Consider the following 13,829-nt stretch of genomic DNA (forward strand, 5'->3'; position numbering starts at 1 on the left):
CATGAATCCGGCTCACTGATGTGCGATCTCTTGACGGCGATCGCACCACTGACCTCCATCCGAGTTACCTCTCATCAGAGATAACTTCGATCAGAATGGCTTAAAGCGGTTGGATAGTCTGAAGTTGTTTTCGGACAAGATTGCAACGAACATTCATCCATCATCTTTTCAGTGTTAGTTATTGCCAGGCTCATACACCACCTCATGCCAACTTTTTTGCATCTCCATGCTTGATCGCCTAACACCCGAATTAGTAGCTTGGCTGGAAGCTGAAATCGAGCGCCGGGTTCACAATCAACTACAGGCTCTGTCGTCTCAACACGAAGCCCTCAAAAAAGATCTCGTCGAACGAGAACGAACCCTGCGTGAGCGGCAGCAAGCAGACTCCACCTTGCAAGAAAATCAACACTTCATTCAGCAAATTCTGGAAACCACCCCCAACCTGCTCACACTCTACGAGCTAGACACCGGCCAAATTGTCTTTGTCAATCGGCAAGTATCCGAGATCTTGGGTTACGCCGCTCACGAAGTGCGCAACATGAGCACCGACGAAATGGCAAAGCTCATTTACACCGACGACTTATCCAAGCTCACTCTGGCATTGCAGTGTATTGCCGAACTGTGCGAAGGCAAGGTCGTCGATTTGGAATACCGAGTGCGGCACAGCTCAGGCGATTGGCGCTGGCTTCGAACTCGGCATACCGTTTTCGATCGCCATGATGATGGAAGGCCCAAGCGCATTCTAGGCACCTCGACCGACATCACCGACTGGAAGCTGGCCGAAATCAACCTAGAGCAAGCCCGCCTGCAAGCCGAGCAAGAAAACCGCTCCAAAAGCAACTTTTTGGCCACCATGAGTCATGAAATTCGGACCCCCATGAATGCCGTTTTGGGCATGGCAAATTTGCTGCGGGGTACCGAGCTATCGCCACCCCAACAGGACTGTGTAGATACAATTTGCGCTAGCGGCGAAACCTTACTGTCCATCATTGACGACATTCTTGACTTTTCAAAAATTGATGCCGGCCAGCTCGATCTGGCGCAAGTACCATTCAACCTGCGGCACTGCATTGAAAGCGCCCTTTGCCTGGTCGCAGCCAAAGCCGCCGAAAAAAATTTGGATTTGGTCTACTTCATCAATACAGATGTGCCCGATATCATTGTGGGCGACGCCATGCGAGTCCAGCAGGTGCTCATGAATCTGCTGAGCAACGCGGTCAAGTTTACCCCTTCGGGTGAGGTAACCGTTAACGTATCGGCTCGCACGCTTAGAGCCGAGGTAGCCGGTGAACCTCGCCTCACCTACAGCATTCGCTGTTCAGTTCGAGATACTGGCGTTGGCATTCCCTCGGACCGAATGAACCGATTGTTCCAACCCTTCTGCCAGGTGGATTCATCGATCAGCCGTACTTACGGCGGCACCGGGTTGGGACTGGTGATTAGCCAACGGTTGAGCGAGTTGATGGGCGGTCGAATTTGGGTTGAAAGCGAAGAGGGCGTAGGCTCGACGTTTCATTTTTGTATGATGACTCAGGCGATCGCTTCTGAAACTGTATCCACCCATCAGGCTTTGGGCTGTTTGGTGAGCAAGCGACTCCTCATTGTCGATAACCATTCCTTGCGGCGAGCCAGTCTAGCGCTTCAGGTTAAACAATGGGGGATGGTTCCCTGCGGGGTCAGCTCAGGCGAGGAAGCTCGCACATGGCTGCAGTGCTATCCTCACTTCGACGGAGTGATGATCGATCATCAGCTGGCTGACGAAACGGGACTGTCATTGGCAGCGCACATTCGCCAGCTCCCGGGTGGTCAGCTGTTGCCGCTAGTTTTGCTCATGCCGTACAACAGCGGCCTGTACGAAGCAGCCCCATCGGGGGTAACCCGTTTTTTGTCGAAACCGGTACGGCAATCCCAGCTGCAGCAGGTTTTGCTGGATTTGTTTGCAGAACAAGATCACCCCATGGCAGACGAGACGCCAGAAGCGCCCTCATCCATGCAGGAGGTTGCTACCCCGACCCTCAGCATTTTGGTCGCCGAAGATAACTTGGTCAACCAAAAAGTGATCTTGCGCTTGCTGGAACGATTGGGCTATACCGCCGATGTTGTGGCCAATGGGCAGGAAGTGTTGGCACAACTGCGGCGGCAATCCTACGATGTTGTGCTGATGGATGTGCAAATGCCCATTATGGATGGGATGACAGCGGCAGCCATCATTCGTCAGGAATGGTCCGATGATGTGCGCCCTCGGCTGATCGCGGTGACCGCCAATGCCATGCAGGGCGATCGCGACGAATGTTTGAACGTTGGCATGGATGACTATCTCAGTAAGCCTATCCGGTTAGAGAAGTTGGAGAAAGCGCTGCAAGCTTCTATCTCTCAGCGATCGCGCACCCAACAGTTCTCCCCCAACCCCAGCATCATTGATCTCAACGTTTTGGCGACCTTTAAAGAAGATTTGGGAGATGAAGCAGAGACCATCTTTGTAGAAATGGTCGTGTGCTACTTGGAAGAGACCCCAACCTTGATTCGAGAAGTCGAGAAAGCCTTGCACAGCAAAAATGCAGAGGCGATGACCCGCCTCACCCACACGCTAAAGTCTAGCAGCACGGTGGTTGGAGCCGTTCAGCTTGCCAACCTGTGCAAACAAATTGAGCGCTATGTCAAAGACATGTTCACCGCAGAGGGGGTGGCCCGCATTGAGCAACTTGTCACCTATTACCAGTCGGTTGCCCAAGCATTGCAGCACCTACTGGACTGGCTCCAGGATGGGCAACCAATCTCGGAGTTCGGCAAATCGGGTTTAAAGAACACTAAAACCGATAGTTCACACTGAAGTACAGAGCGCGATCTTGTGCATTTGTGCTGCGATCGCGCAAGTCTATCAGCGGCAGTGCCCCATCTACCCGAATGTTGAGTCGGGGGAGTGGTTCCCACAAAATGCCCAGGCCCACTCCGGCCAAAAACGCTTGATCTGGCGTGTCAGCAGGATTGTTGCCATCATTCCAAACCGCGCCCGCTTCAATAAACGGAGCCAACTGCAAAATGGTTGCCCCAGCCGCATTGCGCTGAATGGTGATGCGGTCTTCAGCCGAAATGCGAAAGCCATTGTCGCCCAAGCGCGCATTTTGCCGGAAGCCCCGGAGCGACTGCCCACCTCCAATCGCAAATTGCTCGGAGGTGAGCAATGGATCGGGCGTGAGCTGCACGTCTCCTTGCAAAATCAGCACATTGTCATCATTGAGCAGTTGCACCCGCTGAACTTGTCCCAACCAGCTGAAAAATTGACCATCTGGCGTACCTTGCGTGGCATCAAACCAGTCAGTTCCCAGGCTAAATTGCGATCGCACAGCCCATGCCCCAGCCACATCACGACTAACCAACTCCTGACCAAACTTGATCACACTAGTGGTCGTGGTTCCCGTAAACACCTCACCAATGACCGTTTCGCCATTGCGGTAAGTAAAGCCCAGCGATAGCGCAAATTCTTGTCGGGGCGATCGCACCAGGGGTTGCCGGAAGCTGATTTCATAAATGTCGGCATCGCCTTCTACCGATAAGCCTTGAAAATCTAGACGATAGTCACTGGGAGCGGCGCGCAGCTCTAGCGTGCCATCCATCGGGTTGACCGGAATGCGATAGCGAAGGTCGTACACATTTGCCCCTCCCGTGGTGGTGCGACGGTAACTTGCCAACAGCCCATCGCCAAAGCCCAGTGGGCTGCGGTAGCCCAACTCCACCCCCATACGCTCGGAGCCTACACTAGGCGGAGAGAAATTGTCGATGCCCACCTGTCCAAAAAACGGTCGTGACTCGGCAACTCGAACCACCAAAATACTTTGACCAATTCCGGTTCCGGCTCGTAGGCTGGCTTCCACATTGTCAAACAAAGGATTGAGGCGCAGTAACCGCAGCTGATCTTCGAGATCGCGCTGGCTTAGGGGTGTACCACCCCCTAGGGCAATGCGGCTGCGAATATACGCATCGTTGACCCGGCGATTGCCTTCAATATCGATGCGCTCCAGCGAACCCTCCAACACTCGAAATTGCACCACCCCATCCGCGATGGTTTGATCCACTAGAATGGCACGCGAGGTCAGGTAGCCTTCGTCCAAATACAGCTGGGTCAGCGCATCGGCAACGGTTCGCAATTCTTCTAGAGTGAGCGATCGCCCTTCATACGGTTGGACAATCGGTGCAAAGTCATCTTCTTGAAAGATCGTGCTGCCAATGACCTCAATCTCGTCCACTTGAACACGAGCCGCCGCATCGGGAATGGCTGGCTCTGGGGCGGACTCTTGGGGAGCCAACACTGGAGGCTCGTCGGGTTCGACTGGCTCGGGCAATGGGGCAGGCTGTAAAAAGGGCTCGGGCTGGCGCACCGGATTGGGATCGGCCGCAGGCAGCTGGGCAATCGCCTCAGGGGGTGCCATGTTGGCCGTAAATGGCAAAGGTTCCCCCCCGGTGAACACCGTGTATGGACCGAATATGGATGCGGTATCGGGGGCTTGGGCGATCGCCTCCGCCGTAGACAGCGGGCTCGCATAGGAAACATCAGCCTGAACCGCCAGCGAGGCTAACGGCAGCAGCATCCATTTCAGCGGTGTGCTCAAAGATGACAGTCCGGCACTCGGTGGATAGGACGGCGATCCGTGCATCCGTTCACTCCTCATCGTTATCAGTCGTCGCAATATGTGGGGGATTGCGCCAATCGCGAAATAACCACCGTCATCATACGCATGGGGCAAGAATGATCCGTAAAAATGCAGCGAATCTTTAGGACTACCGTCAATGTTGTCCCAGTTGAGCAATGCCCTTGATAGACAGACCTTCACCCAAACGGATGGTGCCCTAGGGAGCTTTGTCCAAATGCCACTCCGCTTGCAACGCATCGACAAACTGCCGCGCGGTACGTCCCGATCGCCCGTTATGACGGGTCGCCCATTGCAAGGCTCGAAACTCAAGATCGCTGGTTTCAATCTCGATGTTGGCGATCGCCGCCAAGTGCCGCACAATCTCCAAATAGGCAGTTTGGTCTGGCGGTTCAAAGGTGAGCGTTAAGCCAAAGCGATCGCTAAAGGACAATTTTTCTTGCACCGTATCCCAAGAGTGAATTTCGTCGGCATCGCTAGGCCGAGGGCGATCGCCAAAAAATTCGCGAATTAGGTGACGACGATTGGACGTGGCATAGACCACCACGTTTTTAGGGCGTGCCGTCACATGGCCTTCCAGCACCACCTTCAGCGCTTTGAACGCATCATCATCCTCTTCAAAGGACAAGTCATCGACAAAAATAATAAACCGCTGAGGTGCATCTCGTAGCCGTTCTACAATCGTGGCCAAGTCTGCCAACTCTGCTTTCGACACTTCAATCAATCGCAAGCCGCGATCGCCATACTCATTCAGCAGCGCCTTCACCAGCGACGACTTGCCCGTTCCACGACTGCCATACAGCAGCGTATGCAGAGCAGAGTAGCCCGCCAGTAGTGCTTCTGTATTCTGAATCAATGCCTGCCGGGGAATGTCGTACCCAACCAAATCAGTCAACCGCACCGCATCGGGCTGGGGAATGCCCTGTAGCTGCCCCTGCTGCCAGCGAAACGCTCGGTAGCGGGCAAACAACCCAACTCCAGCATGGCGATGATATTGGGCCAGCTCTGCCACCATATCTGCCCAATTGGGGCTTTGGTGCAGCATTGCAATGATGGCTTGATCCATCGTCGCAATCGGTGCGGCAGCCAACTCCCAAGCCGGAAGCGGAACTTCCAGCCCAGCGGCTGCCGCCACCCACTGACTCATCTGCTGAGGATCGAGTTGGTATAGGGCTTGTAGCGCTTGCAAATCGTGCTGAGCTGCCGCCACCAACGCCGGAGGCAAGGCTACAAAATCCTGACGCTGGGCCTGTTGGGTAAACGCATTGGCAGACCACAAAATCTCGGTCAGCAGGTGGGTCGCCCAACTGCACGATTGTGTCGCCAACGCCCGAAACCACTGACCATAGGCATGCAAACAGTCCAATCCGTGCTGCATGGGCGTTGGGGCGATCGCTGCCTGCTCCAGATGAGCCAGCAGATTGACCAGGGCGATCGCGGGTTCTGTCGTCAATACATCTTGATACACCAACAGCGTGGCCACCTGGTGCTGAAGCAATCGAATTGTTGAAAGATGGGACTGAAGCTGGGATCGTTCGCCCATATGCACCTGTCAAAACAAAGAAACTCAACAGCAATTCAACCAGAACCTACGCACTTTATCCGAAATCTCCTAGATTTTTGTGCGTAAATCGCCAGACTGGCTCGCAATCCAACAGCAACCCCCACTAGTTGCACTAATAAAAACACATATCGAGCTGCGAACCCTGCCCATCATCTCATTTCTGTTGATGGGGATAGATCAGAATTGACTGGGGTTGATGGGGATCGCTGTTGTACCAGGAAGAATGGGGCATATGGCTGTAGATTGGGCGGGGAGGACCTTGGCAGTGTAATGTAGACCATAGGTGGTAGGCAGGGGGCGCAGTCAGGGGAGCGTCTGTGCACTTTGCCTATTGCCTATCGGCGCAGTCGCGCATCTTGAACGGCTCCCTATTCACCCTCAACCGCGTATGAATGCAGGCGTTATGAATGCAGGTATTGTTGCTGCGATCGCCTATGGCATCTTGAATCTTGTGGGCGGCTTTATTGGGTATCAGCAAGCCCAAAGCCAAAAGTCCCTCATTGCTGACAGTTTTAGCGGTATTTTTCTCATTCTGTGTGGCGCAGTTTGGGCGCAGGGGCAGTTGTGGGCCAAGGCTGTTGCCATTGTTGCAGCCGCCATTCTCATTCAAGTCTTCATTTGGCGATATGTAAAAACCCGAAAGTTTATGCCGGCGGGCCTGATGATTGCAGTCGGAGTTGCGGCGATCGCCGTCATGGTGGCAAGCTAATCTCTCTTATGACAAGTGAATTAAGAAACGTATGGCGTTGCTAAGTTCAGCAACGTCATTTTTATAACCATTGATACTCACAAGATCCCCAAATTTCGTCCCTACGCTGACAGTTAGTTAGGCCATTGGGCTGAGTTCATCAACCGCTCTATGCTTTCCATCGCCTAATTTCTCCCCAACATAAGGATTCTGTCACCATGATTCGTCTACTTGTGGGTGTTCTTGTTTTTGTCATGAATACCGTTTACCACGATCGCCCGTATCCCCGCTTTTATGTGCTGGAAACCGTTGCCCGAGTTCCGTATTTCTCCTACCTATCGGTGCTGCACCTGTACGAAACATTGGGCATGTGGCGCAGAGTGGATTGGCTCAAAGTTCACTTTGCCGAATCCTGGAACGAGCTGCACCACCTGCTCATCATGGAAGAACTGGGCGGTGGTGACAATGGCATCGATCGCATATTGGCCCGCAGTGTAGCGTTGCTGTATTACTGGATCATTTGTGCGCTCTACGTCTTTAGCCCTCGTGCCGCCTACCACTTTATGGAACTCGTGGAAGGACATGCCTACCGCACCTACAACAAATTTTTGAAAGAAAACGAAGCCGAACTGAAAGCACTCCCTGCACCCGCGATCGCTGTACAGTACTACCGCGATGGAGACCTATACATGTTCGATGAATTTCAGTCTGCTCGCGTTGCGTGTGATCGCCGCCCCGCCGTCAACAACCTCTACGATGTATTCGTTGCCATTCGTGACGACGAACAAGAACACGTTAAAACCATGGTGGCCTGCCAACGGGCCGATGCCAACACCACACTTAGCCCACACACCGAACCCACGGTTGTGCTGCTTCCCACCGAAGCCAACACCGAAAAAGTGTCCGCGTCTTCATAGTCCACTTCGCACAAAATAGCGAAATCAACCAATTCTCAACCGCTTCAAACTATCATCCTTTGAGAATCCTGATTCTACCCAGAATGGATTCTCTTTTTTTACGTCCGGTTTGGTTACAGGCTTTTCTAAGAGTTTGCGCCATGGATCTCAGAAAAGACCATGTTGAAAGAATAATGGCTTTCATTTTGATGTAGCACTTGGCGGGATGGCTAATGTTTGCTTCGTTTGTCAGTCTTTGGGAAGGATGCATGGATAGTTGCGACTGGTGTGGCCAATGGTGCAGTAGCGATCGCATCTGGCTACCCAGCTAAGCTTGAGGGAGGCTCAGCAACCCTGGCATCATGAACCATTGACCATGCAATTAACCAAAACCATTACGCTTCGTTGCGATGCAGCATCAAAAGTAAACACACCATGGTACGGTCTATATCGTTGATAACAGAACTTATACTCAACACCTGAGCGCGCAATGAGGGAGAACACTTTGACACCGCATCAGCAGCCATCCAGCCACCTTCCTGCTCGAGAAGACTTCAGCGAGTACGTAGCTCATCTTCAACTACATATGGCACTTCATGCCCGCAAGCTCGTACCAACGCTAACCGAGACTGCAGACAGCCGAGAGCAACTGCTTCACCAAACTCAAGCAAACTTTGAAAAATTTGTCTCTCGTCAGGCAATATAAACCCGTAGAATTAAAATCACTAACTCCAGGCGCTGGGAATCAAATCCCAGCCCTTTTTTGTATTTGGTCAAACTTCCACAGAGCACTTGACAGCAGATTGGTGGTCATGTGGGCCGTAATGGGAACCAGCAAGTTGTGCGTGTAAATTGCGCTAACCCCCAACACAGCGCCAATCACAGCAGCCCAGACAATGTAGGACCAGTGCTTGGCCCCGCTAAAGTGCAAAACGCCAAAACAGAGACTAGACACCGCCACCCCAAACCAGTTCAGGCCAATCGCAGGCAGCATCACGCCCCGGAACAGGAGTTCTTCACTAAGACCGGGCAAGATACCCAACCATAGCAGGTCGGGCAAGGCCAACGGTTTGAGGACAAGGTTGAGGTAAAAGTCAGCGCTGTCGCGGTAGGCGGGCCACAGGCGATAGGCGATCGCACTCATGGCACTAATTCCTAGCCCAACCGCAATTCCTAGCCCAACCGCAGGCAGGGCCAAGTCCACCGGAATCATCTCAACGGGATCGACGGCCAACCATACCTGCGACACAATCAACAGCACGACGGCAGTAATGCCCATCGCGATCAAAATTTGGGAACGGTTGAGGCTATCCGGATTCGACGGAGGAGTAGGCAAATTTGACACGGGGTATCTCGCAGCGAGGCACAAGAACGTAGTGTGTGAACGCCACTAGCTCATCAAGCGGTCACACAACTTGGTTTAAGCCTAGCACCTTGGGAGTGTGGGCTTCTCCATCTAAGGCAGCGATCGCCTGCAGTGGCTCTATCGTGGGATGCAAAGCCTGGGGGTGCAAACCAGCCTTGTGTGCCACCAACATACCTACAGCTTCTAAATAAGACTGAGCGGCGATCGCCGGAATGCCTAGCTGTTGAGCCGTTACCTGCATCCGAGTGGTGTTGTCGCGCACGGTAATTAGCTGCGATCGCCCCTGGCTCAAGGTCATGACAGCACTACCGCCACAGGCCGTTTCGGGCACCACCAAGGCATCCACCTGATCAGCCCATAGGGCAGTTGAGTTGGCAGACTGTCGCTGAGAAATGAACTGAGGCGCACGGCTCAAGCCCGCCAGCACGCAGGGCAAAAAGGTATAGCCCAACTCTTCGGCCGCAGATTTGGGCGATAAGTCAGGGTCAAGCGGTAGCGGCGACAGCGCCGGAGCATGGGCGCACGGCACCTGAAAGGCCCGCACCACCAAGTGGCTAATCACCGCCTCAGCTCCGGCAAGAGGATCGACACCCTGACCATGGCGATAGGCCTGTAGAGCCTCGCTGCCCTCATCATCGGGAAACCGGGCAACGATAGCGATCGCCTCCGCGCTGGCCCGGTGAATCAACTTGTCAGCAGCCCGCAGCAGACTATCAGCTCGCTGAATGGTGCCCCACGTTGCCCCCGAAGCTGCCGTTCGTAGTTCCACCCCTAGCGGAGCATCCGTCACAACATAATCCGTCAGGTGTAAACCCAAGGTTGCCCGTGCCGCATCAGCGACTTGCAAATGCCGCTGCCGCAGTTCTGGCTCGATGCCGCTATCGAGCAACAGGCCAATTCGGTTGCCACGCACAGGGTTAAGACCCCAGCGCCCTGCTGCAAACTGGTCAAGTCCATAGCCCTCTACATAATAGGCATTGGGCATGGGCCAATAGAGGCTGGCACCGTTGAGCACATTGGGATGGGTAATGAGGCGATCAGCGACGTGAGCGATCGCCCGAGCCACAGGCAAGGCATCCCCCGCATAGCCGCCAACCGCCGCCCCAATACCAGTCGGCACAATCAATACAACAGTATAGGGACGCTGAATCATCACAAATGACACCAGGGGCTCATGGCAACAGGAACAGAGAATAGCGCCAGGAATAGCAGCAGCAGCAGCACCAGAGAGACTTTACGCAAGAACCGTAGAAATGGTGATCACAGCTTCCACCAAAGCAATCCGCCGCTTAGCATCCACCGCCGTAACAGCCCATCGCAGCGGTTCACCGTGGCGCTGAACCGCTTGCACAATTGCCGACTCTAACTGAGCTGAGGTTGCAGGCAACTGCACTTCCAACGAAACAAATTGCGTCATCATGGCGATCGCTCCTGATGGGTCACTTCAGCCTCTACACATCCGCAATAAAGGCATCTATACGCCTCAACCCATTAACGGTTCTGATATTGACCAAACTGCAAGTTGTAAACCGTTTCTTCTTTTTCGGTTTCGATCTTGAGATCGGAGCGTGGGAAGGCCACACACAGCAAGGCATATCCCTCTGCCTGCAAATCTTTGTTGATGCCCATGCAGTCGGGTTGATCCACAGTGCCCGACACCACTTTTGCCGCACAGGTGGTGCAAACTCCAGCACCGCAAGACGTTGGCAAATCTATCCCTTGGGCATGAGCCGCCGACAGCACCGTTTCATCTTCCGAGACCGTGATGGTGTGGGAAGCGCCTTGATGAAAAATTTCGACAGTATACGTTTGAGCCATGGTTCAAAAACTGCTTTTCGCCAGGATGATGGGAGAGAAACCAGATTCAAGTTGAAGAATCCGTTTCTCATTTTTTCATGAGTGCGGCGCGAGATAGCGATTTTTCAGCGGGAATTCTGGCTGAGCGATCGCCACCCCACATCCCCGCACGTCCACCCAATTGGTCAGCGAGCTCTCTACCAACTAGCTTTCGCCCTCTTTGGGAAAGGTCCGCTGAAATTCATCGATTAAATCATCAAACTCTTCCAATGCCTGGTTCACATCAATGCGGAGCGTACCCAAATCGGGTTGCTCTAGCAAGCGCACCAACACATCTCGCTTGCGGGTAATCGCCTGCATTTGCTCGCGCAATACTTGAGAATCTTGCATGATTTTGCCCTGTTCCAACAACATCCCACCGTTCATCCTAACAAACCGACCCAACAATGTTGAATAATTGTAAACAGTCTATCGCCGGATGAATCTCATGCTTGGTCGCTTTTCTCTTGGCAAGTTGGGTCTGTATGTGGGTGGTGCGCTCACCATAATGGGGTTTGTTGCCTACTTTACTAATCACCCCACGATCAACCTTATTGGCTTTTTCTACGGCATTCCGGTCTTGCTGGGGGGGCTAGCGCTGATTGCATCGGAGTTGAAACCCGTTCCGTATTCCCAGCCCACATCGCCCGATGTGCTGGCGCTGCGGGAACAGCAGGCCACCGACACCCAAAACCAAATCCGTAAAGATGTGACGCGGTACCGCTATGGGCAGCCCATTCACCTCGATAGCTCGCTAGAGTCGCTAGAGTTGGGCCAAACCGACGATGAGCATCCCGTCCTCAAGGGTGTGCGCGAAGAAAATCGCGATGGCTTCTATACGCTAGTGCTAGAGTTTGATTCGCCAGCCGTTGAGTTTGAAACCTGGCAGAAGAAGCGCGAAAAGATTGAGCGTTTTTTTGGCCCTGGCTTACGGGCAGAAGTGAACCAGCCCGAGCCTGAGTCGGTGGAAGTGGCATTGATTACCAATCCCGTTCAAGCCGATATACCCGCTCAGGCGGTGTAGATTCAAAGCTATCTCAGGGTCATTGCTATCTCGGGATCATTCAGGGGAGAAATGGGCGATCGCCCATTTCTCTTATTACTTTTCAAGCCTTACTTTTCAAGCCGCACGGCGTACCACTGCAAATAGCATCCTGGCCCGGTATTCAACTCGCAGGTTGTTTCCATCAAAAACTGAGCCTGAGCTTCTACCTGGGCGATTGTCTCCAGTTCAGGCGGTCGCTCATGTTCCATTGTGTTCAATGTATGGATGAGTTTTTGGACTAATTCTTCGGCACTGAGGATTTGCTCCGGTTGGTTGCTTTCCAGCACCACAAACGCATCCTCTTGGAACATAATGGGGTTTGGCATCGCAATTTAAGGTGACGGGCTAACGCGAAAACAAGGGCGGTTTTCTAAATTTCGACATAAAGTAAAGCACCCAAGCAAGGCTAGTGCGGGTTCGCCCCAAGCCTATACTCAGATGCTTTCATCCTAACGCTGACACCTGACCCATAGCATTGGGCGCGATCGCACCCAACGCCATGGCGATCGCTACTCGTCTTCAGCAAACACGTAGCGATAAAGATCCTTGGGATCGGGCTCTGGGCTTTCCAGCGCAAACTGCACCGCTTCCTCAATCAAATTTTGGATCTTCTTATCAATCGCTTTCAGTTCATCCGCCGAAGCCAAATTTTGCTCGATCAAATAGTTGGCCAAGCGCTTGATGGGATCACGGGCAAACCAGAACTCTTTTTCAGCCTTGGAGCGAAGTTCGTCGGGATCGGCCAAAGAGTGGCCCCGGAAGCGGTAAGTTAGCGCCTCAATCAACGTAGGGCCTTCGCCAGCACGGGCACGAGCGACCGCTTCCTGTGCCACCGCACGGACTGCCAGCACATCCATACCATCAACCTCAACTCCAGCCATGCCAAACACACTGGCCTTTTTGTAAATCTCCTGTTGAGAGGTAGCGCGATCGTGGGCCATCCCAATCGCCCACTTGTTGTTCTCTACCACAAACAGAATCGGCAGCTTCCACAGCGCAGCCATGTTCAAGCATTCGAAAAACTGTCCGTTGTTGCTAGCTCCATCCCCAAAGAAGCAAGCCGTTACCTGATCGGCGCTCTCATCGCCCAACGCTTCACGACGATACTTGGACTGGAAAGCTGCCCCCGTAGCAACGGGAATGCCCTCTGCCACAAAGGCATAGCCGCCCAACAAGTTGTGCTCTGCCGAGAACAAGTGCATCGAGCCACCCCGACCCTTGCTACAGCCGGTTGCCTTACCAAATAGCTCAGCCATGACCTCGCGAGCAGGCACGCCACTACTCAGCGCATGCACGTGATCCCGATAGGTGCTGCACACATAATCATCGGGGCGCATTGCTTTAATCACCCCGCTCGAAACGGCTTCTTGACCGTTGTAGAGGTGAACAAACCCAAACATTTTGCCGCGATAGTACATTTCGGCACACTTATCTTCAAAGACACGGCCTAGCACCATGTCTTCGTAAACCACCAACCCTTCTTCACGGGTGATGTTCGCTTGAGAAGCCGAAAATGATGGAAGTACTCGCTCTTGAACCATCCCCTTTGTCCTGTTTTCCTGCTACAACGTCAGCGCACATATCTTTATAAAAATAACCTGAACTGTTGCATCTGTTGCAAGCCTTCGGCAGGGGAATGCAAGATTGGTCAGGCGATCGCCCAGTTTCTAACATTTGGCGATCGCCCCATCCATAGGCGCAACAGCCTAAAGCGCTCAGCTGCATTTATCCCAATTTTCAATTAACCTTTCAATAAGCTTAAGTATTCCAGCGTTGATACCAAGATAG

General features: G+C 53.2%; 13 protein-coding genes. 4 read left to right on the top strand and 9 right to left on the bottom strand.

Annotated elements, in window-relative coordinates:
* Positions 1-226 precede the first annotated feature (226 nt).
* Positions 227-2,830 (top strand): response regulator, encoded by a 2,604-nt coding sequence (locus ACQ4M4_RS23270; RefSeq protein WP_430686863.1) that lies wholly within the window; start codon positions 227-229, stop codon positions 2,828-2,830.
* Here ACQ4M4_RS23270 and ACQ4M4_RS23275 read toward each other — a convergent pair.
* Entirely contained in the window at positions 2,808-4,652 is a 1,845-nt protein-coding gene (locus ACQ4M4_RS23275) for a ShlB/FhaC/HecB family hemolysin secretion/activation protein (protein WP_430686864.1), read from the bottom strand. The two genes, ACQ4M4_RS23270 and ACQ4M4_RS23275, sit on opposite strands and share 23 nt — an antisense overlap.
* Before the next feature lie 193 nt (positions 4,653-4,845).
* Complete coding sequence (locus tag ACQ4M4_RS23280) at positions 4,846-6,189, bottom strand: ATP-binding protein (RefSeq protein ID WP_430686865.1); 1,344 nt, start codon at positions 6,187-6,189, stop codon at positions 4,846-4,848.
* 424 nt (positions 6,190-6,613) lie between these two features.
* On the opposite strand from ACQ4M4_RS23280, the gene ACQ4M4_RS23285 reads away from it, so the two are divergent.
* A complete protein-coding gene (locus tag ACQ4M4_RS23285; protein WP_430686866.1) occupies positions 6,614-6,919 on the top strand; it encodes a TMEM14 family protein in 306 nt (101 codons plus the stop codon).
* A 197-nt stretch (positions 6,920-7,116) separates the two neighbouring features.
* The gene (locus ACQ4M4_RS23290; RefSeq protein ID WP_430686867.1) at positions 7,117-7,815 is read left to right on the top strand and encodes an alternative oxidase; all 699 of its coding nucleotides are present in this window, start codon (positions 7,117-7,119) and stop codon (positions 7,813-7,815) included.
* 724 nt (positions 7,816-8,539) lie between these two features.
* Here the strand turns inward: ACQ4M4_RS23290 and ACQ4M4_RS23295 are convergent.
* From ACQ4M4_RS23295 to ACQ4M4_RS23315, 5 genes are all read right to left on the bottom strand, one after another.
* Positions 8,540-9,139 carry a CPBP family intramembrane glutamic endopeptidase gene (locus tag ACQ4M4_RS23295; RefSeq protein ID WP_430686868.1) on the bottom strand — a complete coding sequence of 200 codons (600 nt, stop codon included), beginning with the start codon at positions 9,137-9,139 and terminating at the stop codon, positions 8,540-8,542.
* A 61-nt stretch (positions 9,140-9,200) separates the two neighbouring features.
* Entirely contained in the window at positions 9,201-10,313 is a 1,113-nt protein-coding gene (locus tag ACQ4M4_RS23300) for a DUF3326 domain-containing protein (RefSeq protein WP_430686869.1), read from the bottom strand.
* Between the two features lie 81 nt (positions 10,314-10,394).
* Positions 10,395-10,580, bottom strand: a complete 186-nt coding sequence (locus ACQ4M4_RS23305) for a hypothetical protein (RefSeq protein WP_430686870.1) — start codon at positions 10,578-10,580, stop codon at positions 10,395-10,397.
* Between the two features lie 71 nt (positions 10,581-10,651).
* A complete protein-coding gene (locus tag ACQ4M4_RS23310) occupies positions 10,652-10,978 on the bottom strand; it encodes a 2Fe-2S iron-sulfur cluster-binding protein (RefSeq protein ID WP_430686871.1) in 327 nt (108 codons plus the stop codon).
* A gap of 183 nt (positions 10,979-11,161) precedes the next feature.
* Positions 11,162-11,347 (bottom strand): hypothetical protein, encoded by a 186-nt coding sequence (locus ACQ4M4_RS23315; RefSeq protein WP_430686872.1) that lies wholly within the window; start codon positions 11,345-11,347, stop codon positions 11,162-11,164.
* Between the two features lie 97 nt (positions 11,348-11,444).
* Here ACQ4M4_RS23315 and ACQ4M4_RS23320 point away from each other — a divergent pair, with 97 nt between their 5' ends.
* Entirely contained in the window at positions 11,445-12,020 is a 576-nt protein-coding gene (locus ACQ4M4_RS23320; protein ID WP_430686873.1) for a DUF2854 domain-containing protein, read from the top strand.
* An 89-nt stretch (positions 12,021-12,109) separates the two neighbouring features.
* On the opposite strand, the gene ACQ4M4_RS23325 is transcribed toward ACQ4M4_RS23320, so the two are convergent.
* Both ACQ4M4_RS23325 and pdhA read right to left on the bottom strand, forming a co-directional pair.
* Positions 12,110-12,367, bottom strand: coding sequence for a chlororespiratory reduction protein 7 (locus ACQ4M4_RS23325; protein WP_430686874.1), 258 nt, complete (start codon positions 12,365-12,367; stop codon positions 12,110-12,112).
* A gap of 183 nt (positions 12,368-12,550) precedes the next feature.
* On the bottom strand, positions 12,551-13,582 hold the full coding sequence (gene pdhA, locus ACQ4M4_RS23330) for a pyruvate dehydrogenase (acetyl-transferring) E1 component subunit alpha (protein WP_430686875.1): 1,032 nt from the start codon (positions 13,580-13,582) through the stop codon (positions 12,551-12,553).
* Positions 13,583-13,829 lie beyond the last annotated feature (247 nt).

Source organism: Leptolyngbya sp. AN02str, assembly GCF_050565595.1.
In the GTDB taxonomy this organism is placed as follows: domain Bacteria; phylum Cyanobacteriota; class Cyanobacteriia; order Elainellales; family Elainellaceae; genus Kaiparowitsia.